The sequence below is a fragment of the Mycobacterium stomatepiae genome, from assembly GCF_010731715.1.
Taxonomy (GTDB): domain Bacteria; phylum Actinomycetota; class Actinomycetes; order Mycobacteriales; family Mycobacteriaceae; genus Mycobacterium; species Mycobacterium stomatepiae.
On record NZ_AP022587.1, the window covers coordinates 4,900,615 to 4,921,873 of the forward strand.

Below are 21,259 nucleotides of genomic sequence, written 5' to 3' on the forward strand. Positions count from 1 at the left end.
AATTCCCGGTACCTGCGGTACTGTTTGGACATAGCACGTCCGAATGTAAACCTCGTTGGGGAGGCTTGGATATGGCTAGGACGCGAATGGTCCGGCGTTGGCGCAAGAAGATGGAAGTGCGCGACGACGCCGAGTACGTGCAGATGCTCGCCACACTGTCTGAGGGGTCTGTGCGGCGGAATTTCAACCCGTACACCGACATCGATTGGGAATCACCGGAGTTCGCCGTCACCGAGAATGACCCGCGGTGGATTCTTCCGGCGACGGACCCGTTGGGCCGACACCCCTGGTATCAGGCCCAGTCCGAAGAGCGCCAGATCAAGATCGGCATGTGGCGCCAGGCGAACGTGGCCAAGGTGGGGTTGCACTTCGAGTCGATCCTGATCCGCGGCCTGATGAACTACACGTTCTGGGTGCCCAATGGTTCCCCGGAATACCGGTACTGCTTGCACGAATCGGTCGAAGAGTGCAACCACACCATGATGTTCCAGGAGATGGTCAACCGCATCGGCGCCGACGTCCCGGGCATGCCGCGGATGCTGAAGTGGCTGTCGCCGGCGGTTCCGCTGGTGGCCGGGCCGCTGCCGGTGGCGTTCTTCATCGGAGTGCTGGCCGGCGAGGAACCCATCGACCACACGCAGAAAAACGTTCTGCGCGAAGGCAAGTCGTTGCACCCGATCATGGAGCGGGTGATGGCGATCCACGTGGCCGAGGAAGCGCGGCACATCTCGTTCGCGCACGAATTCCTCCGCAAGCGGTTGCCGGAATTGGCCAAACGGCAACGGTTCTGGACCGCGTTGTACCTGCCGCTGACCATGAAGCTGTTGTGCCGCGCAATTGTGGTGCCGCCCAAGTCTTTCTGGCGTGAGTTCGACATACCGCGGGAGGTCAAAAAGGAACTGTTCTTCCGGTCACCGGAATCGCGTAAGTGGTTGTCCGACATGTTCGGTGATGTGCGGATGCTCGCCTATGACACCGGGCTGATGGAAAACCGCTCCGCGCGGCTGATGTGGCGGATCTGCAAGATCAACGGCAAGCCGTCGCGTTACCGCAGCGAGCCACAGCGCCAGCATCTGTCCGCTGTCCCGGCCGCGTAACCGCCGCGAGTTCCCTATATGCCGCACGTTATTACCCAGTCGTGCTGTAACGACGGGTCCTGCGTCTTCGCCTGTCCGGTGAATTGCATTCACCCGTCACCGGACGAGCCGGGATTCGCGACGACCGAGATGCTCTACATCGATCCGCTGGCCTGTGTGGACTGCGGTGCATGTGTGAGCGCTTGCCCGGTGGGCGCGATCGCGCCCGACAACCGGCTGGAAAGCAAGCAGCTGCCGTTCGCCGAGATCAACGCCTCGTTCTATCCCGAGCGACCGGCCGACGTGAAGCTGCCGCCGACGTCGAAGCTGGCGCCGGTGATCCCGGCCGCCGAGGTGCACGCCCGGCGCCGGCCACTGACCGTCGCGATCGTCGGGTCCGGGCCGGCGGCGATGTACGCCGCCGACGAACTGCTCACCCAGCATGGCGTGCGGGTCAATGTCTTCGAAAAGCTACCCACGCCTTACGGTTTGGTGCGTACAGGGGTGGCACCCGATCACCAGAACACCAAGAAGGTGACCGAGCTCTTCGACCGGGTTTCCCGGCATCGCCACTTCCGCTTCTATCTCAACGTCGAGGTCGGCAAGCACCTGAGCCACGCCGAGTTGCTGGCGCATCACCACGCCGTGCTGTACGCGGTGGGCGCGCCCGACGACCGCCGGCTCGACATCGACGGCATGGGCCTGCCCGGCACCGGCACCGCGACCGAGCTCGTCGCGTGGATCAACGGCCATCCCGACTTTCAGTACCTGCCAGTCGATCTCAGCCACGAGCGAGTGCTGATCATCGGCAACGGCAACGTCGCGCTCGACGTGGCCCGCGTGTTGACCGCGGATCCGGACGACCTGGCCCGCACCGACATCTCCGACCGTGCACTCGCGGCGTTCCGCAAGTCCGCGGTCCGTGAGGTCGTGATCGCCGCCCGGCGCGGCCCTGCCGACTCGGCGTTCACCCTGCCCGAATTGATCGGGCTGGCAGGCGCTTCCGACGTCGTGCTCGATGCCGGCGACCACAGCCTGGTGGCCCGCGATCTCGCGACCGCCCCGGACACGTTGACCCGCAACAAACTCGAGATCCTGAACAAGCTCGGCGACGCGTCGATTCCGGGCTCCCGTCCACGCATCCGGCTGGCCTATCGACTCACCCCCGCGCGCGTGCTCGGTGAGCAGCGTGCCACCGGCGTGGAGTTCTCGATCACCGGCGCCGACGAGGTGCACCGCATCGATGCGGGTCTGGTGCTGACGTCGATTGGCTACCGCGGCAAGCTGATTCGCGATCTTCCGTTCGACGAGTCGGCATCGGTCGTTCCCAACGACGGCGGCCGCGTCGTCGACCCCGTCTCCGGCCGGCCGGTGACCGGGACCTACGTCGCGGGGTGGATCAAGCGCGGCCCGACGGGCTTTATCGGCACCAACAAGTCCTGTTCCTTCCAGACGGTCCAGGGGCTGGTCGCCGATTACAACGCCGGCGCGCTGACCGACCCGGTGGCCAAGCCGGACGGACTGGACCAGCTGGTGCACGCACGCCAGCCCGACGTCGTCGACTCCGCGGGATGGGCCGCGATCGACGCCGCGGAGATTGCCCGCGGCATCGACGACGGGCGCCCGCGCAACAAATTCACCGACATCGCCGACATGCTCGCGGCCGCCGCTGCGACCGCGCCACCGGCGCCGAAACGCCGGCTGCTGGCGCGGCTACTGGGCTAGCTGCCCGCCTGCGCGGCCATGGCTGCTTGGATCTCCTCCGGGCTGACCTCGCGCATCGGCTGTCCTAGCGACCAGTGGTGGCCGAATGGGTCCGCGACCACGCCGTAGCGGTCACCCCAGAACTGGTCGTCCAGCGGCATCACCAGCGTGGCGCCGGCGTCCAGCGCCCGCTGGAACTTGGTGTCGACATCGGTGACCGTCAGATGAATGGTGACCGGCGTTCCACCCAGCGACGTGGGCGTCATCGACTTGCCGCCACACATCTCGGGAAAGTCGTCGTTGAGCATGACCGTGCTCCCGTTGATGCGCACCGCGGCGTGCACCAGCTTGCCGTCCGGGCCTGGCACCCGGCCGATCTCCTCGGCGCCGAAAGCCTTGACGTAGAAGTCGATTGCCGCCGCGGCGTCGTCGACGACGAGATGGGGGAGAACTGCGGGTTCGATCGTGATGGCCATTGTGGTCTCCTTGCTGTCGTGTCGCACGCCAGACCCGGCCGGGACTGGCTCACGGTTATTGACTGCGCCCGCGACGCAAAATCATCGCGGCGAGACCCATTCAAACGCCGGGCACCGACAAGCGGATTACGCGTGCGCGAGAACCCGATCCCAGCCCTCGACGGACTCCGGGCTGCGCGGCGCCGGTCCCACGTAAACCGCCGACGGCCGTACCAGCTTGCCGAGCCGTTTCTGCTCGAGAATGTGCGCGCACCAGCCCGCGGTGCGCCCACAGGTGAACATCGCCGGCATCATGTTGGCCGGCACCTCGGCGAAGTCCAGGATGACCGCGGCCCAGAACTCGACGTTGGTCTCGATCGCCCGATCCGGACGGCGTTCGCGCAGCTCGGTCAGCGCGGCCTGCTCCAGGGCAACCGCGACCTCGTGGCGCGGCGCTTTCAGTCGCTCGGCGGTCGCACGCAGTACACGGGCCCGTGGGTCCTCCGCGCGGTAGACCCGGTGCCCGAATCCCATCAGCTTGTCGCCGCTGTCCAGGATCTTCTTGACCAGGCCGCGCGCGTCGCCGGTGCGCTCGACCTCCTCGAGCATCGGCAGCACCCGCGCCGGTGCGCCACCGTGCAGCGGACCGCTCATCGCTCCGATCGCTCCGGACAGCGCCGCTGCGACGTCGGCGCCGGTGGACGCGATCACCCGGGCGGTGAACGTCGAGGCATTCATGCCGTGTTCGGCGGCCGACACCCAATACGCGTCGATGGCCTCGACGTGCCTCGGATCGGGCTCGCCCTGCCAGCGGGTCATGAAACGCGCCGTGACCGTTTGGCATTCATCGATGACCCGCTGCGGCACGGCAGGTTGGTAGATGCCGCGCGCGGACTGCGCGACGTAGGACAGCGCCATCACCGACGCCCGGGCCAGCTGGTCGCGGGCGGTGGCTTCGTCGGTATCCAGCAGCGGCTTGTAGCCCCAGATCGGCGCCAGCATGGCCAGGCCTGCCTGCACGTCGACGCGAACGTCGCCGGTGTGGATCGGCAGCGGGAACGGCTCGGCAGGCGGCAAACCGTGGCCGAACCTACCGTCGACCAGGAGCGCCCAGACATCGCCAAATGTCACCTGCTGGTCCACCAGGTCTTGGATGTCGACGCCGCGGTAGCGCAGCGCACCGCCGTCCTTATCCGGTTCGGCGATCTCGGTGGTGAAGGCTACGACGCCCTCGAGACCGGGGACAAAATTTTCCGGGACCACAGACATAGGAAAATTCTTGCACCTCGGAGTTTGGCCGACGCTACCGGCCGGTAGCTACCGCCGGTAGCGTTGGGCCGGTGGCCGGACCAGACCAAGATCACCTGCAGCGGATGCGCGTGGAATACGGCTCGGCGGAGCGCGACGCCAGCCCCGATCTCGACGCTTCCTGGCTCGCCGACGGGTGGCTTGCGTTATTGCGGACGTGGATCGACGACGCCGAACGTTTCGGGGTCCCCGAGCCCAACGCGATGGTGGTGGCGACGGTCGCGGACGGCAAGCCGATCAGCCGTACGGTGCTGTGCAAGAGCGTCGACGAGAGCGGGATCACCTTTTTCACCAACTACGACTCCGCCAAGGGCATCGAGCTGGCCGAGACGCCGTACGCGTCGGCGATCTTTCCCTGGCACCTACTGGGACGCCAAGTCCACGTCCGCGGCGCGGTGACCAGAGTCAGCGCGCAGGCCAACGAGGACTACTGGTCCAAACGGCCACGCGGCTCACAGCTGGGCGCCTGGGCGTCGCACCAGTCGCAGCCGATCGCATCCCGTGCGGCGCTGCTCGATCAGCTGGCCGAAGTCACTGGCCGCTTCGCCGATTCCGAGACCATCCCGGTGCCGCCGAACTGGGGCGGCTACCTGATAGCGCCCGAGGTGGTGGAGTTTTGGCAGGGCCGCGAAAACCGGCTGCATAACCGCATTCGGGTCATCGGCGGCCGCGTCGAACGCCTGCAGCCCTGATCACGCGCGCCGGGCGGGTGTGATGCCTAACACCGCACGCTAAGGCGGGGTTCACCGCGAGGAAAGCCGCGAGGTCTGCAGAGCAGACCCCGGGCAGGCGCGTCGCCACGATAACGACTACCTTCAGCTGTACGCACCTAGCCAAGGCGCAGCCATACCAGCCAGAGCGCAAAGGGGTTCTCGTGGCCGACACCGACGACACCGCAACTCTGAAGTACCCAGGCGGTGAGATCGACCTGCAGATCGTCAAAGCCACCGAAGGCGCCGACGGTATTGCTCTTGGCCCGTTGTTGTCCAAGACCGGCTACACGACGTTCGACAACGGCTTCGTCAATACGTCCGCGTGCAAGAGCTCGATCACCTACATCGACGGCGACGCCGGCATCCTGCGTTATCGGGGAATCCCGATCGATCAGCTTGCCGAGAAGTCGACCTTCATCGAGGTCTCGTACTTGCTGATCTACGGCGAGTTGCCCACCGCCGACCAGCTGGCCGACTTCACCAAGCGGATCCAGTTGCACACCATGCTGCACGAGGACCTGAAGCGGTTCTTCGACGGCTTCCCGCGCAACGCCCACCCGATGCCGGTGCTGTCCAGCGCCGTCAACGCTTTGTCCGCGTACTACCCCGACTCGCTCGACCCGATGGACACCGAGGACGTCGAGCTGTCGACGATCCGGTTGCTGGCCAAGCTGCCGACCATCGCCGCGTACGCCTACAAGAAGTCGGTCGGCCAACCGTTCCTCTACCCGGACAACTCCATGTCGCTGGTGGAGAACTTCCTGCGGATGACGTTCGGGCTGCCCGCCGAGCCGTACCACGCCGATCCCGAAGTAGTACGGGCGCTGGACATGCTGCTCATCCTGCACGCCGACCACGAGCAGAACTGCTCGACCTCGACGGTCCGGCTGGTGGGGTCGTCGCAGGCTAACCTGTTCACCTCGATCTCCGGTGGCATCAACGCGCTGTGGGGACCCCTGCACGGCGGCGCCAACCAGGCCGTGCTCGAGATGCTCGAAGAGATTCGCCAGAGCGGCGACGACGTCAGCGAGTTCGTCTGCAAGGTGAAGAACCGCGAAGAGGGCGTCAAGTTGATGGGCTTCGGCCACCGGGTCTACAAGAACTACGACCCGCGTGCCCGGATCGTCAAGGAGCAGGCCGACAAGATCCTGGCCAAGCTCGGCGGCGACCCGCTGCTCGACATCGCCAAGCAGCTCGAAGAGGCCGCGCTGACCGACGACTACTTCATCGAGCGCAAGCTGTACCCGAACGTCGACTTCTACACCGGGCTGATCTACCGGGCACTCGGCTTCCCCGTCCGGATGTTCACCGTGCTGTTCGCGCTGGGCCGGCTGCCTGGCTGGATCGCGCACTGGCGGGAGATGCACGACGAGGGGGACAGCAAGATCGGCCGTCCGCGCCAGATCTACACCGGGTATACCGAACGCGACTACGTCGGCATCGATACCCGCTAGCCACCGATCGAGGCCAGTACCGCCATCGCGGCGTTGTGGCCGTCGATGCCCGACACGGCACCGCCGCGGCGAGCACCAGAGCCGCACAACATGATTCGTTCGTGTGTCGTCGCCACACCCCACTGACGGGCCGGGCTGTCGAGCGGATCGTCGTCGTCCGCGAACGGCCATGATAGCGCGCCGTGAAAGATGTTGCCCGCCGTCATCGCCAGGGTGTGCTGCAGATCCAGGGTGGTCGTGGTCTCGATGCAGGGCCGGCCCTGCGCGTCGCTCATCACCACGTCCGTAATCGGCTCGGCCAGAACGGAATTCAGCGACTTCAGCACTGACTCGGTCAGCTGGTCGCGGGAGGTGGTGTCGGTCAACGAGTGTGGTGTGTGCAAGCCGAACACCGTCATCGTCTGCGCACCCGACTCGCGCAGCTCGGCCGACAGGATGCTGGGGTCGGTCAGCGAATGGCAGTACGCCTCGCACGGCAACGGATCCGGTAGCCCGCCGGCAGCTGCGCGTGCGTAGGCCGAATCCAGTTGGCTCCACGTTTCGTTGACGTGAAACGTGCCGGCAAACGCCCGCTCCGGGGTGACGCTGTCGTCGCGCAACCGCGGCAGGCGGCGCAGCACCATGTTCACCTTCACCTGTGCCCCCGGCGCGGCCGGTGCCGGTGGCTCGCCGAGCAGCTCGGCCAACACCGTCGGGCTGACGCCGGCCAGAATGAACCGGCCCCGAACCCGAACTTCTTGTCCGTCCTGGCGATAGCGCACCCCGCCGTCCGGCTCGACACCGTAAACATCTGCACCAGTGATGATTTCGGCTCCGTGACGGACAGCTGCGGCGGCCAGGGCCGCGGTCAGCGCGCCCATCCCGCCGACCGGGACGTCCCAGTCGCCGCCGAGCACGTGATACCGGAAGCAGATGTTCTGCAGCAGCGACGGATCGTCGAGACGGGCGAACGTGCCGATCAGCGCGTCGGTGCCGATCACGCCCCGGACCAGGTCGTCGCGCACGGCGTCGGCGATCGCGTGCCCGATCGGCTCGTCGACGATCGCCCGCCACACCGCGGCGGCCCGCGGATCGCCGCCGTCGATGACGTGGCGGCGCGCCTGCGCGCGGGTGCGCAGCGGCTCGGTCAGCGTCGGCCACAGCCGGTCGGTCAGCACGCGGCAGCGGCGGTAGAACTCCGCGAATCCCCGCTCATCGGCGGCGGCGCCGACGAGCGAACCCTGCGACCCGACCAGCAGCCCGCTGCGCCCGCCCGTCGCCGGGTGCGGCGTATACGACGAGAACGGCCGCCGAGCCAACCGCACGTCGGCGCCCAGGTCCGCCACGATGCGCGGCGGCAGCAAGCTCACCAGGTACGAGTACCTCGACACCCGGACGTCGACGCCGTCGAAGGCCCGCGCCGAAACCGCGGCCCCACCGACGTGCCCCAGCCGCTCCAGCAATCGCACCCGGAGCCCGGCCCGGGCCAGGTAGCCCGCTGCCACCAGGCCGTTGTGGCCCCCACCCACGACAACGGCGTCGCAATCCGGGTCACAATCCGGCGCGTCACCGAGGGACATATCTAGCCCAGGTAACCCTCGACCTGGTCGCCGGGGCGCACCGCGGCCTCGCGCGGATCACCGCCGGTTTCGCGCAGCGCGCGCCGCTGACGCAGCAGGTCCCAGCACTGGTCGAGTTCGATCTCGACTCGGCGGAGCCGTTCGTGCTCCTCGGACTCGCTGATGTCGCGGTGCTGCAGCTGTGCCCGCAAATTCTTCTCCTCGGCGACCAGATTGCGGATGTGCGCCAGGGTCTCGCTGTCGGTCGGTCTACTGCCCATTGCTCCAGTGTGCCCGACGCGCCCGGTGACAACAGGTGCAGTCGGTAGGCTGCATATCGCTTGCGGGGTCGACACGCCCCGGCACAGGCATCGAGGAGGGGCAGTCGTGGGTCTGCGGGCGCGTTTCGGCCATGCGGCCGACTCGCCGCACGCCCCGATCTCCTATCGGCGTTCGCTGGGCCTGGGCTGGCTGATCGGGTTGGTGGTTATCCCATTGCTGATAGCCGCGATCGGCTACGGCGCACTCGAGCGGTCCCGAGCTGCCCCCGGGCCGGCGCGTGCAGCACCGCCGGTCGCGTCGTCGGGCAGGCCCGGCAAGCCGCCGCTGTCCCTGGCGCCGCTCTCAATTGTCCGCACCGGCAACGACGTAACCCTCACCGGCGAGTTTCCCGACGATTCCGCGAAGGCCGTGCTGACCCGGGTGCTGAAAACCGCACTGCCGGCCGATGGGGACATCATCGACCAAATCGGCATCAATCCGAACGTGGACGCACTCGACTTCTCCAATGCCGGACCGATTTTCACGAACAGTGCGTCGATCACCAACTTCAATCTCACGGTCGACGGGAACACGATCACCCTGACCGGAACAGCAGCGTCGCAAGATCAGAAGAACACGATCGACTCCGACGCCGCGCACACCTGGTCGAATCTGACTGTCGTCGACCAGCTTGCGGTTGACGGCACGCCGCCGCCGCCACCGCCCGCGGGCCAGTGCGGCGACCTGCAGTCGGACATCAACGCCGTGACGGGCGGGCTGATTACGTTCGGCAACGACGGATTCAGCCTGACCCCGGCCGACGATCGGATGTTGACCCAGGTCGCCGACAAGCTGAAGGCCTGCCCGAATGCGCACGCGACGATCAACGGCTACACCGACAATTCCGGCACCGAGGCGGTGAACATCCCGCTGAGCGATAGCCGGGCTCAGATGGTGACGAATTGTCTTGTCGCCCAAGGCGTCACGAGTAATCGCTTGACCGTCCGGGGCCTGGGTTCGATCAACCCGGTCGCCGGCAACGACACCGCCGACGGCCGCGCGAAAAACCGCCGCGTCGAGATCGTGGTTGGCTGAGGAGGATCGGCGTGGATTTCGTGATCCAGTGGTTGTGGTACCTGCTGGCCTTCGTGGCGGGATCGTCGGTTGCCTGGGTGATCGCCGCGCTGATAGCTGTGCGCCGATGAATCACGTGCACTGGTGGCTGTTCGGCTTGTCGTTCGCGGCAGGGTTGCTGTTGACGCTCGCGTTCCTGTCCCGGCCCGTCAAACATGAAGTGCCGCTTGAGGTACCTGTCGACCACCCGGTGATACCCGACCCCCCGACCACGAGGATCGTGGCAGACCCGCCGACAACGCAGCTCCCCGCGAATAGCGAGTCGCGGACGACGAAGATCCCGGTGCCACCACCCACCCCCTACGGACCCGGCTCCGCGCAACCCGGACCGGATGGCCGCGGACCGGCGGGATGGCTGGTCAAGGCGCGCGTCGATGTCCGGCTTTACTACACCCCCGACAACCCCGGCTACGACCCGACCGTTGCCCAGGTCTGGTTCTCCGACGAGCAATCCGCCTTGCGGGCCGGCTTCACGCCGTGGCACCCCGGGAAATGACCATGGGCGCCGGGCATTAACTCGGGGCGGGCAGCCGCAGCAGCAGTCGCGCGCCGCCCAGGGGGCTGTCTTGCAGCGAAGCCGTCCCGCCGTGCAAGTGGGCCTGCTGGGCCACCAGGGCCAGCCCCAGACCCGATCCCGAGTGCGAGGCCGTCGACCCGCGGGAGAAGCGCTCGAACACCAGGTGGCGCTCGCCTTCTGGCACGCCACTGCCGTTGTCGTCGACGGCGATGTCCACCCCGGCGCGCGAACTGACCGCGGACAGCTGAGCCCGGGTGGCGCCGCCGTGCTTGACGGCGTTGGCGATCGCGTTGTCGACCGCGAGGCGCAGACCCGCCGGCATTCCCACGATGATGCAGGTGGGCGACGGTACCAGCGAGACGTCGACATCGGGATAGACCCGCGTCGCGTCGTGGGCGGCGCGGTCCAGAAGTTCGGTGATGTCAACCGGCACGTGATCGTCGGAGGTGGACAGTTCGCCCTGGGCCAGCCGCTCCAGCGCGCTCAATGTCGCCTCGATCCGGGACTGCGTCCGGATGACGTCGCTGATCACCTCGTTGCGCTGGTCGTCCGGCAGATCGAGGGTCGACAGCACCTCGAGGTTGGTGCGCATCGCGGTCAGGGGGGTGCGCAGTTCGTGGGAGGACACGGCAGCGAAATCGCGCGCCGACGAGAGCGCTTCCTTGGTGCGGTTTTGCTCGTTCCAGATGCGTTGCAACATGCCGCGCATGGCCTCGGCGATCTCGACGGCCTCGGTGGCGCCGTACACTTCGACACGCGGCGCCTCGTCACCCGCATCGATCGATCGGGTTTGCTGCGCAAGCTGTTTGAACGGGCGTACCGCGAAAGAGGCCAGCAGCCAGGCGAACACCGTCGACGCGAAGATGGCGAACCCACAGATGAGCAGCACCCTGCGGTGCAGATTGTTGGTCTCGGCGAGGGTGGCGTCATACGTCGCGCCGACGGCCAACGCCGTCGGCTCCGGCCCCGGGATCTCCACCGTGCGCACGCGGTAACGCACGCCGTTGATGTAGGTGTCGGTGTAGTCGACGTCGAAACGGGGCAGCGTCACATCGGAATTCGACTTCACCCGGCTGCCACGCCGGATCGTCATGATCGCGTCGCGGTCGTTAGGCGAGCGCGGGATCTCATCGAGGCCGCGCGGCAGGAACGGGATCGCGAAGCCCGCGGCCTCGTCGAGCCGGCGGTCCAGCCGCTCCTTGCGGTCGTTGGTGATCCCGACCCAGACGACGGCCCCGACGATCAGCACCGGGATCGCCGCACCGATCGCCGTCGCGAGCACCACCCGGGTCCGTAACGAGGGCGTACGGGCCAAGAGCCGCGATAGGAACTTCATGCCTGTGGTGCCTACCGCGTCGTTACTGCATCCGCAGGACGAACCCAACGCCACGGACGGTGTGCAGCAGCCTGGGACCGCCGTTGGCCTCCAGCTTGCGGCGCAGGTAACCGATGAAGACGTCGACGACGTTGGTGTCGGCGGCGAAGTCGTAGCCCCATACCAGCTCCAACAGCTGCGCGCGGGACAGCACGGCGGTCTTGTGCTCGGCCAGCACCGCCAGCAGGTCGAACTCGCGCTTGGTCAGGTCGACGTCGACGCCGTTGACCCGCGCCCGCCGGCCCGGAATGTCGACTTCCAGCGGGCCGACAGTGATCGTTTCCGACGAGGTCGACGCGGCGGCTCCGCGGCGGCGCAGTAGCGCCTTGACGCGCGCGACCAGCTCGGCCAGCACGAATGGCTTGACGAGGTAGTCGTCGGCACCCGCCTCCAGGCCGGCGACGCGGTCGTCGACCGAGCTACGGGCGGAGAGCACGCAGACCGGGACGTCGTTGTCCATCGCGCGCAGGGCGGTGACGACGCTGACGCCGTCCAGCACGGGCATGTTGATGTCCAGCACAATCGCGTCCGGGCGGGTCTCGGTGGCGCTGCGCAGGGCCTCGGCCCCGTCGACGGCGGTGGAAACTTCGAAGCCGGAGAGACGCAGTCCGCGCTCCAGCGAGGCAAGCACATCGGAGTCGTCGTCGACGACCAAGACGCGAGGTGAGCTGACGCCAGAGTCCATGTCGTCCATTTTGCCGGATTGTTGGCTCAGGCGGGTTATCGGGGACCGGCCCGGTGGCTAAATGGTTACGCTTTCGAGTCTCAGCCGCGACTGGCGAACGATAACGACCATGCGATGATCGAATCCAGGTGGCAGGCCGAGACATTGAGTGTCTTGGTCAGCATTGACGTTGCGGGCCTTCGATTTCGGTGCCACTGGCCGCAACGGAACTCCAGAGACGGAATCGTTGTGACTGAGGCCCTGGGTCCGCCGGACGCGCCTGCCCGCTCGGCGTCCGCGATCACCCCGGCGTCCACTGGCCCGGCCCCCGCATCCGACCCGGCACCACACCGCGCCCGCTGGATCGTCGTCGCGGCGGTGGCGGTCATCAGTTTCATTGCCGCGGTGTGCATTCCGGCCATCACCAGAGCCATGGTCGATGGGCACATGCGCCATCACCACCCGGGCGGGTTATGGGTGCTGGGCATCGCCGCCACGACCCTCGGTCTGGCCGCCCTCGTCACGGTGACGGTGTCAGTGGTGTGGCCGATCGCCTCGATGGACTTCCTGCTGTCGAGGGGTGCGGATGCCGAAATCCCCGATGTGCCCCGCGATGTCCCCGGCGGGCCGCAACCCGAACCCGTCCGGACCGGGCGTCTCGAGCTCGACGATGTGGGTTTTCGAGTGCCCGACGCGGTGACGGGCGAACAATGGTTGCTTCGTCATGTCACGCTGATCGTCGAAGCCGGCGAGACACTAGCCCTCGTCGGCGCCGCGGGTGCCGGGACATCCCTTCTGACAGCATTGCTTTCCCGCCTCTATGACGCCTCCGAGGGGAGGATTCTGCTGGACGGCCAGGACATCCGCGAGATGTCGCTGCCGACGCTGCGCGGCGCGGTGTGCACGGCGTTCGAGGACCCGACGGTGTTTTCGATGTCGGTGGCCGAGCACCTACGCATCGGCCGACCGGACGCCACCGACGCGGAATTATCCGCGGCGCTCGACATCGCGGCCGCGCGGTTCGTCCACGACCTGCCGTTTGGGATCGATACCCGGATCGGCGAACAGGGCATGCGGCTCTCCGGTGGGCAGCGTCAGCGGTTGTGCCTGGCCCGGGCGATCGTCGCCACGCCGAAGCTGCTGGTGATCGACGACGCCCTGCCCGGGCTCGATACGCAGACCGAGATCGGGATCGCTGCGGCGCTGCGGGTAGCGCTCAAGGGCGTCACGGGCATCATCGTGGCGCGCCGCATCTCCAGCGTGCTGCTGGCGGACCGGGTGCCTTCATAGAAGACGGCGAGGCCGGACCGACCATCACTCACGTCGGCCGGCATGCGGAGCTTTTCGCTCGGGTACCGCAATACCGTCGTTTTCTGACCACCCAGCACGGGAATGAGAACGACACCATCAGCTGCCCTCGCAGTGTGGGCAACTTGCGCGGCGAGGCGCATGCCTGACAGTCGACCCGCGGCGAGGCGCTGGCCCGTTCGGATCATCCTGCCGATACGCTTCTTCGGGGCGTCCCACCGACGTCGTATCCGATCGACTTGAGTGCTTCGGCAACCGCTCGCCGCAATGGCAAGACGGCGGCGTCCGACCGAGAACGCAAATTGATTGTGTAAGCCAACGAGGCAAGCATCTCGGCGGCCCTATCCGGGTCCGCATCGCCGGAAAGCTGCCCTTGGGCGCGCCCCGCACGAAGGGCGGTGCTTAGGGCGCCGCGCAGCTGTTGGTGATGCCGGTTGAGTAAGGAGCGGATCTCGGGAGCGGTGCTTTCGATGCCGGCGTGTGCATTGGTGACCATGCACCCCCAGCCGGCGAAAGGTCCTCTGCACCGGAGTCGAATCAGGCCATCGAACAGGTCGACAATGGCCGGAACTCCGCGCTCGCTGTCGGTGAGATGACGATGCACGGGCCCGGCCCACGTGTCGATATAACGTTGCAATGCGCGCGCATACATGGCCTGCTTATTGCCGAAGGTGCTATATAGGCTGGATCGGTTGACGCCGGTTGCCGACACGATGTCTTGGATGCCAGTGGCGGCCAAGCCGTTTCGCCAAAACAGCTCAACGATGGCGTCCAAGGCCGCATCCGTGTCGAAATGCTTGATGTCGGCCATGACCCTCTGCGCAGTTTGATTTCGGGCTTTCACTGTAGCACTCGTCCTGCTATCTTGAAACGCGCGTTCCAGGTTTTGGCTTACGCCGTCGAAGGGGGGCAACCGATGGCCCCTGAGGTCGAACTTCTTCTCGAGGCCCACCGCGGTGCAGGTCATATGGTCGACGTCGGTGGCGTCGCGACCTTTGTCCGTGATGAAGGAGCAGGCGCGGTCCCCGTCGTCTGCGTCCACGGCGTTCCGGTATCGAGCTACCTGTGGCGATGTCTGCTTGCCGAATTAGCAACCCGGGGAATGCGGGGTGTGGCGCCAGACTTACCCGGCCTCGGATTGTCGGCACGTCCAACAGATTTCGACTGCTCCGGGACCGGCCTGGGGCGGCATCTGCGAAAAACGATGGATGCCATGAAGATCGAGCGATTCCATCTCGTGGTCCACGACATCGGTGGACCGGTGGGCTTCGAGGTCGCCGCCTATGCGCCGGAACGCGTCGCTCGTTGACGATCCTCAACACGATGGCCGAAGTACATACATTCCGAAAGCCATTGCAGATGCGGCCATTTGCTTGGCCAGTGATCGATCGCGTGTGGCTCACGGTCGGAAGGGGGCCAGTGTTCCGTGCGCTGATGCGTTCGATTGCCTTGTCGCGCGACACCCATACGACGAATGCCGAGATCGGGGTTCATCAATCATCGCTGTTGAGGGTCGACGGTGGCCGCGCTTTCCGGCGAATCATGCGCGGATTCGAGGCCACTCGGGCAAAGACAGGGCTGTACGTCAGCGCCGTGGCCAACACCCGCTACCCGGTTCAAGTCCTTGCCGACGACCTTGACATTCCGCGCAACAGATACGCCGCGCACGTCGTTCGGGGCATCGCGGCGTTGAACCTGCTGATCGGACAGCCCGGTCGTGTCCCGACGTTAGGGTGCCGACTCGAACGGTTCGGTCGACGGGTCACTACCCGATCCGTGGAGAGAGGTCTCGAGGGCAACAAGGCAACGCACTACACGCCCCTTGGATAGGGCGACCGAAGATGTTCTTCGACGTGTCGTGTGTGGTTTACGTGTCGCGGATCCGGTTCGCAATCAAGGTAATCCGATTACGCGATAACGCTGCAGCCGTTGGGCAATACGCTCGGCGCACGGGATGCTGCGCAGCGCGTGCACTTCTGCGGCAATGGCGCCCGATAGTCGCTTGGAAAACTCGATCCCGGATCGCGGTTTCGCCGCCGTGCGACCGATTGCGAGATCGGCGTGAACACAGTCCTAAGTGAAGCCATTGAACGTATCTTTGTGGGCAGTCGCTCGAAATCTACAGTGGCAGATGCTATTTTGAGTTTGCTCCACACTTGTAGAGATATCGCATTGCGTACTCCCGGTGTCGGTTGTCTACCCGCCAGCCGGGTGGCGGACGATTACGGGCCGCCTGACACCGTATTGAGGAAGGTCAGGGCCCAACGCTCCGGGGCCAGACTTCGGTCCCGTGGTAATGCCTGGCATACCAGGCATTACCGCGATGGGCGCTGTTGGATTTGAAGCGTCCCGATCCGGGGTGATTTGGCTAGCGGTGGGGGCCGGGGCGGCCCAACTCGGCGGCACCGCTAATTGTCCGATCAATGCGGCTTTACCTAGACCTGCCGCTGCTCCCCCCGAAGTCCCTACGCCGATACCGCCCAGCGGTGGTGCGACCACATGTTCAAGGTCCTCCGCGGCAACGTCTTTGGCTATGTCAGTGGTTGCCGCCCGCGTCGGCAAGCTGAGGAGAGTGGTTAAGAGGCCGGTTGTTGCAACAAACAAAGTGTTCCACATGTTGGCGTTGGGCCCCCACTTGTTCCAGAGATTGTTCAGCCAAGGCGCGGCGGACTCTGTTGCCAGACTGGTGATCCCGGACGCGCCTGGAAGTGATGTTGTCGAGGTTGCAGGCGATGCGAGGATGTGTAGAGCGGCAGGGACTGTGGACGTTAGCTGGGATACCAATAGGTGCTGCGTTTCGATGATCGTGCTGGGCGCGTGGATGACTGGGATTGGTTGTACGGTGTGCCCGGGTGTGATCGGTTGTTGCGGGAGGAATGGCGAAAGCCGGGTGGCCGTCGCTGACGAGCTGGCGTAGCCGTACATCGCGGCGGCGTCTTGGGCCCACATCTGGTCGTATTCAGCCTCCGTAAAAGCGATTGTCGGGTTGTTCTGACCCAGGATGTTGGTCGAGATCAGCGTCTTGAGGCGCTCCCGGTTAGCTGTGATCGTGGGCGGCGGCACCACGGCCGCGACAGCGGCTTCGTACGCCCGCGCCGCGGCGAGAGCCTGCACTGCGGTTTGCTCGGCGTGGGCAGCGGCCGTGTTCACCCACGTTGAATATCGAGCGGCTGTGGCCTCCATGGCAGTCGATGCCAGGCCTTGCCACTCACTGACGACCAGCGTCGCGACCACGGATCTGAAAGATGATGCTGTCAAACGCAATTCGTCGGCCGGGGCGTTCCACGCGGCTGCGGCAGTCACCAGTGGCGCCGAGCCTGCACCGCAGTACATGCGTCCAGAATTTATTTCGGGTGGCAGCGACCCGAAATCCGAAAGCGCAGTCATCGTCGGTCATCTCCTTTATTCCAGCTGTGCCGCGGCGGCGACGGCGCGTTCCCAACGAATTTCGCGAGTCGTGGTTACGAGGTGTGGCTGACGATGTGGCGAGCGAATTCACGGCGGGATTCATCTACGATTCGGCCGTCGATCCGTATATCGCTCAGTCGCTTTTTGGCGGCTGCGAGAACACGCAGCGCCCATGCGCTTTGATGATCGTTGTAGCCGAAAGCTGCGTTGATGTAAGGAATCTGGCTCGCGCTAATGCACAGCTTGGCGCCCAATCCGAGGATCGAGGCAGGACATGCCGATCGGGCGGCGTACTGGGGGTCGGCGACGCGCGTATCGGCCCGGTCGATAAGCGGATCGACATTGGCCGCGTGGCAAGCAAAGACGAGGCAGCCGCGTGGATAAATCCAGGGGTGTTCGTCGTGGCCGAGCCCAGCGTCGATTAGAAATGAGGACTCACCCAACGCCAGTGTCGCTACTCTTGGCGTGGCGGCCAGCGCCGGCGTTTTGTGAATGCCGTGGGCACATTCCACGAGTGCCACGATGCGTAGACGTTTGTCGAGGCGCTTACGGGTGTCAGAAATATCAGATGGATACTGTGTTTTCGGTAGTACGACGCCAGCGAGGCGATTGGCCGGGACTTTCTCCAGGCTAAGTAGGTCTTCCATCCGCCAGTTGCTGGCACGGGCATTGATGCGTACCCAGACCGGGAGTCGACGCTCTTTCTCGCACAGGACCTCGACCACCACTCTCCTTGCCACCTGCTTTTCGTGAGGCGCTACGGTTTCGTCCCAGTCCAGGACCATCGCGTCGGTGCCCGAACCGAGTGCCATAGCGAAATCGCTTTTGCGGTGCCCCGGGATCGAGAACCAGCTGCGTGGTTGACGGTTCATGAGGAGTCGGCTTGAATTTGGAAAAGGTCCGGTGCGTCACCTTGCGAGCGTTCAATGGCGAACCAGATATTGGAGAGTTCGTGCTGGACTGCAGCCACGCTGTGGGCGACGGCATCACCCTGTTCGACAGGGCTTGCGCATTTGCGAGTGCCTCGGGCGGCCATTTCAACGTAGGTGACAGCAGCAGCATGTCCAGCGTGGAGGAGGGCCCGTAAACGCTCGGCATGGACCCTCGGCGAGGCGTTCGTTGGTTTGGGCGAGGGTGCGGGGTGGGTTTTGCGACTCAAGGTGCAATGGGCACACAAGGTTAGTGGCCAGCCTCCTGTGGATTGAGGACCGTTGGGCGGGAATGGAACTCCACTTGCTGCGACGTTTTGACGTTGCAAATCGACCGAGCGCTCAAGGAGGGATGGCAGCTTCGGCGCGGTCAAGGTGGAAAACGTCGCCTGCGACGAGCATCTCGTGAAATTTGTGGCTAGTAACCCTGAAGCCGCGAGGGCGTCGTGCGCATCTCCCGTGTTGCCCTCAATCAACCTCGTGCGCTCCTTTCTCTAAGCCAGAGACCCCAGGCTGGGCTCGCTTGCGATGTCGTAGTGATCAACGTCGATGATGCAGTAATGTTGCAAATAGGTCGTAACTGTCTTATATAGGGAACGCATACGTCGGCCTGTGCATTGGGGTCGAGACGTGTTATTTGGTTAAAGGTGTTGTGAGGGGTAGGGATATGAGTGATTTCAGCTAAACGCGGCCCGCTCCGATGCATCCGATCGCCACGACAAGGCCGATGTATGCTGGCGTTGCCGTCGAGACGGGCGAGCCCATGTGGCAAACCGCCTGCCGACCACTTCGTGTCAAACGCGCTAATTCTTTAATTCAGAAGAGATCTGGCGGGGAAAAGGACCATCTCAACCCTGTCGCGATCGGCGCGGAACTGTCTGGCGACTCGCGTCGGGTCGCCCTGATACTTCGATCCCGATCAATGCTTGCGACGACGCCGACGAAGTTCCATACGGCGCAGATCAAGCAGCAGAAGCGCTGAAGCCTTAATCAGAATGATCGTCTGTGACGCGCCGCCGCCACTAGGCACACGTATGCCTCATATGAGATATATATAGCTCAGCCGCGTTAAAGTGTGTGTGTGCCAGACGGGATGGCGGCGAAGAGCCGTGCGCGCATGTTGCTTTCGGCGGCTGATTATCTTGGTCGCCGGCCCGCAGCGACGATGGACGAAATCGCCGTCGCGGTGGGGGTGAGCCGTGCCACCCTGCATCGGCACTTCGCCGGAAGGCCCGCACTGATCGAAGCGCTACGCGAGGCGGCGATCACCGCGCTCAAGGCAGTGTTGGTGGAGGCTCAGTTGACGAAGGGCTCGGCGGTCGAAGCTCTACAACGCTTAGTCCTCGGCTGTGAGCCGGTAGCGGGATATCTCGTGTTGTTGTACTCGCAAGAACTTGACTTCGCAGAAACTCTGGTTGGTTTTGCCGACCTTGACCGACAGATCACCGATCTGTTCGCACGCGGACAACGAGACGGCGAGTTTCGAACCGACCTCACCGCGGTCTGGCTAACCGAAGCGTTCTACAGCCTCGTGGCAACCGCGGAATGGTCAATTCAGCTCGGTAAAGTTGCGCGCCGCGATTTCTCGCTGATGATCGCCGGCCTGATGTTGGAGGGAATCCTAGGTTCGTGATGCGCGAACGCAGTCGACTCCAAGTTGTGATTGTGGATTCCGGTTGCGAGTGGGGGAGCGGCGGCGAAACTACGGTGTTAGTTGGTGCTGTCTACGAGTTCCCAGTCCCACGAGCTTCATTGCAGCCGCCGGGGCTCGGTCGACCTGAGCCGCTGGAGCCTGGTTCCAGGCTGCGACGGGTGCCACAGACTTCGGCGCGACCACACACCGGGCTCACCCACTGCCCTACTGCGACGGCACACAATTGGTGTGGGGGCGGGGCGTGGGGCCGCCATGCTTGTTGAGAAATCGTAATTGCAGGCAGAGGCTGTTCAGTAGAGGCTGCATATGGTCCTGCCCGGGCAGGACGACCTCGTCGATCTCTGAGCCCAGATGGCGCAAGCGATAGATGAGCTGGAATGTGCCGACGGCGGGGACGACGGTATCCGCATCCCCAGTGACGACTAAGACGGGACCACGGGTAGGCAGACTGTCGGGATTGCCGTACCTGGCCAGGCGCGGTTCGAGTCCGGCGATGGCGTCCTGGTTATTAGAGAACACACTGGCCTCGGGAAGTTTGTCAGAGTGGTCGAAATATTCCAGCAAGCACATGCCGTGCGGGATGGTCTGTATGAGTCGCTTCCCCTGCGCTGATAACACCGAATTCGGTTGGACCCTCGGGTCAGAAGCGGCAGCACCGATGAGGACATACATGTCAAGAAGGGGAGCGAAAGGGTCCCGGTCGCTGCCGTCAATGACCGCCGACGGCACCCTATCGGTCGAGTTTCCGGGCGCGATCGCGATAGTGCCGGCAAGACCCGCGGGGATCTCTCCGCCTTCGCCGGCTCGGGTGGCGTCTAGGGCGGCCGCACCACCTTGCGAGTGCCCACTCACGAACCAGGTGGCCGACAGGTATGGATTGAGGCGTCTTGCTGCGGGAACAATGTCGGCAACGGCGTTGCCTTGATCAATAGCACTCATGTAGGTGTGAACGCCTGGGGTGCCCAATCCGATGTAGTCGGTGGCAACCACTGCGTAGCCAGAGATAAGGAGTAGACGCAAGTAATTCGCTGCGTCATCGAAGCCCAAGTTTGGGTAGTGCGACGGCGCGCAACGGTCCGATATGCCCATCGTGCCGTGGGCCCACGAGATCAAGGGCCAGCCTCCGTCGGGTGGAGAACTGCTGGGAACAAGCAGGACCCCGCTAACGGCAACATCTTCGCTGCGCGAGTTGACCGAGTGGTACAGCAGGTCAGTACGATTGGCCCCGCCGAAAGCGGCGCTGGGACCCTTGTTAATCGAGGTAATCAGATCACCGCGACGCCCCGGAGGCAACGGGTTGGGCGTCAGGTACGTATCGTCATTATTCGTCGGCAATTTGAGATCCAACGCGTGTTGCGGCACGATCAACGGTCTGCCGGTCCGCGAACACCCCATCAAACTTGCCGCCAGCACCCCGGCAACTCCCACAAAGACGGCAGGCGCTTTCTTCCAAGTCGCCATGCGCGACATCGTCACTCCTCAGTTTGTCCGATGCGATCCCCGTAGCGCCGGGCGTGCCTTAGTAACGAGCCAGCAGCAAGGGTTGAACGAACATGATAGTAAGACAAAGATGTCTTATATGCAACGTGTTAATCTCAAGCTGTTTGTGCGGGTTCGTGGGTGAAACGCGATGTTTGGGATGGCGGCCGTCATGCCGTCGGCGGCCCATGAGATGACCGGCCAGCAGTGTGAAACCGCCCGGATCGCCGCGATCATAAGTTGCCATTCGGCAATTTCGTGAGCCACTGCGTTCCGGTTGAA

General features: G+C 64.7%; 20 protein-coding genes and 3 pseudogenes. 12 read left to right on the top strand and 11 right to left on the bottom strand.

Features of this window, described 5'->3' with window-relative positions:
- Positions 1–71: 71 nt before the first annotated feature.
- Both G6N54_RS23405 and G6N54_RS23410 read left to right on the top strand, forming a co-directional pair.
- Positions 72–1,097: an AurF N-oxygenase family protein gene (locus G6N54_RS23405; protein WP_163792451.1), complete on the top strand. Its 1,026-nt coding sequence runs from the start codon at positions 72–74 to the stop codon at positions 1,095–1,097.
- Between the two features lie 18 nt (positions 1,098–1,115).
- Complete coding sequence (locus G6N54_RS23410) at positions 1,116–2,801, top strand: FAD-dependent oxidoreductase (protein ID WP_163792453.1); 1,686 nt, start codon at positions 1,116–1,118, stop codon at positions 2,799–2,801.
- On the opposite strand, the gene G6N54_RS23415 is transcribed toward G6N54_RS23410, so the two are convergent.
- Positions 2,798–3,256: a VOC family protein gene (locus G6N54_RS23415; protein ID WP_163792455.1), complete on the bottom strand. Its 459-nt coding sequence runs from the start codon at positions 3,254–3,256 to the stop codon at positions 2,798–2,800. The genes G6N54_RS23410 and G6N54_RS23415 overlap by 4 nt on opposite strands.
- A 126-nt stretch (positions 3,257–3,382) precedes the next feature.
- The gene (locus tag G6N54_RS23420; RefSeq protein ID WP_163792457.1) at positions 3,383–4,504 is read right to left on the bottom strand and encodes a citrate synthase 2; all 1,122 of its coding nucleotides are present in this window, start codon (positions 4,502–4,504) and stop codon (positions 3,383–3,385) included.
- A 104-nt stretch (positions 4,505–4,608) separates the two neighbouring features.
- Between G6N54_RS23420 and pdxH the strand changes: the two genes are divergently transcribed.
- Together pdxH and G6N54_RS23430 are read left to right on the top strand one after the other, a co-directional pair.
- The gene (gene pdxH, locus G6N54_RS23425) at positions 4,609–5,235 is read left to right on the top strand and encodes a pyridoxamine 5'-phosphate oxidase (RefSeq protein ID WP_163794921.1); all 627 of its coding nucleotides are present in this window, start codon (positions 4,609–4,611) and stop codon (positions 5,233–5,235) included.
- Positions 5,236–5,417: 182 nt separating this feature from the next.
- Positions 5,418–6,710 (top strand): citrate synthase, encoded by a 1,293-nt coding sequence (locus tag G6N54_RS23430; protein ID WP_163792459.1) that lies wholly within the window; start codon positions 5,418–5,420, stop codon positions 6,708–6,710.
- On the opposite strand, the gene G6N54_RS23435 is transcribed toward G6N54_RS23430, so the two are convergent.
- Together G6N54_RS23435 and G6N54_RS23440 are read right to left on the bottom strand one after the other, a co-directional pair.
- Positions 6,707–8,269 carry a phytoene desaturase family protein gene (locus G6N54_RS23435; protein WP_163792461.1) on the bottom strand — a complete coding sequence of 521 codons (1,563 nt, stop codon included), beginning with the start codon at positions 8,267–8,269 and terminating at the stop codon, positions 6,707–6,709. The two genes, G6N54_RS23430 and G6N54_RS23435, sit on opposite strands and share 4 nt — an antisense overlap.
- A gap of 2 nt (positions 8,270–8,271) precedes the next feature.
- Complete coding sequence (locus G6N54_RS23440) at positions 8,272–8,529, bottom strand: DUF2630 family protein (protein ID WP_163792463.1); 258 nt, start codon at positions 8,527–8,529, stop codon at positions 8,272–8,274.
- 106 nt (positions 8,530–8,635) lie between these two features.
- On the opposite strand from G6N54_RS23440, the gene arfA reads away from it, so the two are divergent.
- The 3 genes and pseudogenes from arfA (at position 8,636) to arfC (ending at position 10,139) form a co-directional block, all read left to right on the top strand.
- Positions 8,636–9,604 carry a channel-forming protein ArfA/OmpATb gene (gene arfA / locus G6N54_RS23445; protein ID WP_232072956.1) on the top strand — a complete coding sequence of 323 codons (969 nt, stop codon included), beginning with the start codon at positions 8,636–8,638 and terminating at the stop codon, positions 9,602–9,604.
- 11 nt (positions 9,605–9,615) lie between these two features.
- Positions 9,616–9,696: pseudogene (arfB, locus tag G6N54_RS31410) on the top strand (channel accessory protein ArfB); the annotation flags it as partial.
- Between the two features lie 14 nt (positions 9,697–9,710).
- A complete protein-coding gene (gene arfC / locus G6N54_RS31875; protein WP_163792466.1) occupies positions 9,711–10,139 on the top strand; it encodes a channel accessory protein ArfC, sunset domain variant in 429 nt (142 codons plus the stop codon).
- A gap of 16 nt (positions 10,140–10,155) precedes the next feature.
- Here arfC and G6N54_RS23455 read toward each other — a convergent pair whose 3' ends face one another.
- Both G6N54_RS23455 and prrA read right to left on the bottom strand, forming a co-directional pair.
- Complete coding sequence (locus tag G6N54_RS23455; RefSeq protein ID WP_163792468.1) at positions 10,156–11,496, bottom strand: sensor histidine kinase; 1,341 nt, start codon at positions 11,494–11,496, stop codon at positions 10,156–10,158.
- 22 nt (positions 11,497–11,518) lie between these two features.
- Complete coding sequence (gene prrA, locus G6N54_RS23460) at positions 11,519–12,229, bottom strand: two-component system response regulator PrrA (RefSeq protein ID WP_163792470.1); 711 nt, start codon at positions 12,227–12,229, stop codon at positions 11,519–11,521.
- A gap of 381 nt (positions 12,230–12,610) precedes the next feature.
- Between prrA and G6N54_RS23465 the strand changes: the two are divergent.
- Positions 12,611–13,656, top strand: a pseudogene (locus G6N54_RS23465) (ATP-binding cassette domain-containing protein); the annotation flags it as partial.
- A 35-nt stretch (positions 13,657–13,691) separates the two neighbouring features.
- Here G6N54_RS23465 and G6N54_RS23470 read toward each other — a convergent pair.
- Positions 13,692–14,318, bottom strand: coding sequence for a TetR/AcrR family transcriptional regulator (locus G6N54_RS23470; protein ID WP_163792472.1), 627 nt, complete (start codon positions 14,316–14,318; stop codon positions 13,692–13,694).
- A 54-nt stretch (positions 14,319–14,372) separates the two neighbouring features.
- Between G6N54_RS23470 and G6N54_RS23475 the strand changes: the two genes are divergently transcribed.
- Both G6N54_RS23475 and G6N54_RS23480 read left to right on the top strand, forming a co-directional pair.
- Positions 14,373–14,816 (top strand): alpha/beta fold hydrolase, encoded by a 444-nt coding sequence (locus G6N54_RS23475; protein ID WP_163792475.1) that lies wholly within the window; start codon positions 14,373–14,375, stop codon positions 14,814–14,816.
- A gap of 125 nt (positions 14,817–14,941) precedes the next feature.
- Entirely contained in the window at positions 14,942–15,337 is a 396-nt protein-coding gene (locus tag G6N54_RS23480) for a hypothetical protein (RefSeq protein ID WP_163792477.1), read from the top strand.
- A gap of 63 nt (positions 15,338–15,400) precedes the next feature.
- On the opposite strand, the pseudogene G6N54_RS31750 reads toward G6N54_RS23480, so the two are convergent.
- From G6N54_RS31750 to G6N54_RS23490, 3 genes and pseudogenes are all read right to left on the bottom strand, one after another.
- A pseudogene (locus G6N54_RS31750) lies at positions 15,401–15,523 on the bottom strand (hypothetical protein); the annotation flags it as partial.
- Positions 15,524–15,703: 180 nt separating this feature from the next.
- Complete coding sequence (locus tag G6N54_RS23485; RefSeq protein ID WP_163792479.1) at positions 15,704–16,894, bottom strand: PPE family protein; 1,191 nt, start codon at positions 16,892–16,894, stop codon at positions 15,704–15,706.
- Between the two features lie 74 nt (positions 16,895–16,968).
- On the bottom strand, positions 16,969–17,787 hold the full coding sequence (locus G6N54_RS23490; RefSeq protein WP_163792481.1) for an HpcH/HpaI aldolase/citrate lyase family protein: 819 nt from the start codon (positions 17,785–17,787) through the stop codon (positions 16,969–16,971).
- An 11-nt stretch (positions 17,788–17,798) separates the two neighbouring features.
- On the opposite strand from G6N54_RS23490, the gene G6N54_RS23495 reads away from it, so the two are divergent.
- Entirely contained in the window at positions 17,799–18,002 is a 204-nt protein-coding gene (locus G6N54_RS23495; RefSeq protein WP_163792483.1) for a hypothetical protein, read from the top strand.
- 923 nt (positions 18,003–18,925) lie between these two features.
- A complete protein-coding gene (locus G6N54_RS23500) occupies positions 18,926–19,477 on the top strand; it encodes a TetR/AcrR family transcriptional regulator (protein ID WP_308207250.1) in 552 nt (183 codons plus the stop codon).
- 225 nt (positions 19,478–19,702) lie between these two features.
- Here the strand turns inward: G6N54_RS23500 and G6N54_RS23505 are convergent, their stop codons facing one another.
- The gene (locus G6N54_RS23505) at positions 19,703–20,968 is read right to left on the bottom strand and encodes an alpha/beta hydrolase family protein (protein ID WP_163792485.1); all 1,266 of its coding nucleotides are present in this window, start codon (positions 20,966–20,968) and stop codon (positions 19,703–19,705) included.
- Positions 20,969–21,259 lie beyond the last annotated feature (291 nt).

Coding starts and splice junctions, on each gene's coding strand:
- G6N54_RS23435 (WP_163792461.1), bottom strand. CDS start 8,269: ATGTCCCTCGGTGACGCGCCGGATTGTGACCCGGATTGCGACGCCGTT.
- G6N54_RS23470 (WP_163792472.1), bottom strand. CDS start 14,318: ATGGCCGACATCAAGCATTTCGACACGGATGCGGCCTTGGACGCCATC.
- G6N54_RS23455 (WP_163792468.1), bottom strand. CDS start 11,496: ATGAAGTTCCTATCGCGGCTCTTGGCCCGTACGCCCTCGTTACGGACC.
- G6N54_RS23420 (WP_163792457.1), bottom strand. CDS start 4,504: ATGTCTGTGGTCCCGGAAAATTTTGTCCCCGGTCTCGAGGGCGTCGTA.
- G6N54_RS23505 (WP_163792485.1), bottom strand. CDS start 20,968: ATGTCGCGCATGGCGACTTGGAAGAAAGCGCCTGCCGTCTTTGTGGGA.
- G6N54_RS23485 (WP_163792479.1), bottom strand. CDS start 16,894: ATGACTGCGCTTTCGGATTTCGGGTCGCTGCCACCCGAAATAAATTCT.
- G6N54_RS23480 (WP_163792477.1), top strand. CDS start 14,942: ATGCGTTCGATTGCCTTGTCGCGCGACACCCATACGACGAATGCCGAG.
- G6N54_RS23490 (WP_163792481.1), bottom strand. CDS start 17,787: ATGAACCGTCAACCACGCAGCTGGTTCTCGATCCCGGGGCACCGCAAA.
- pdxH (WP_163794921.1), top strand. CDS start 4,609: ATGCGCGTGGAATACGGCTCGGCGGAGCGCGACGCCAGCCCCGATCTC.
- prrA (WP_163792470.1), bottom strand. CDS start 12,229: ATGGACGACATGGACTCTGGCGTCAGCTCACCTCGCGTCTTGGTCGTC.
- G6N54_RS23405 (WP_163792451.1), top strand. CDS start 72: ATGGCTAGGACGCGAATGGTCCGGCGTTGGCGCAAGAAGATGGAAGTG.
- G6N54_RS23440 (WP_163792463.1), bottom strand. CDS start 8,529: ATGGGCAGTAGACCGACCGACAGCGAGACCCTGGCGCACATCCGCAAT.
- G6N54_RS23410 (WP_163792453.1), top strand. CDS start 1,116: ATGCCGCACGTTATTACCCAGTCGTGCTGTAACGACGGGTCCTGCGTC.
- G6N54_RS23415 (WP_163792455.1), bottom strand. CDS start 3,256: ATGGCCATCACGATCGAACCCGCAGTTCTCCCCCATCTCGTCGTCGAC.
- arfC (WP_163792466.1), top strand. CDS start 9,711: ATGAATCACGTGCACTGGTGGCTGTTCGGCTTGTCGTTCGCGGCAGGG.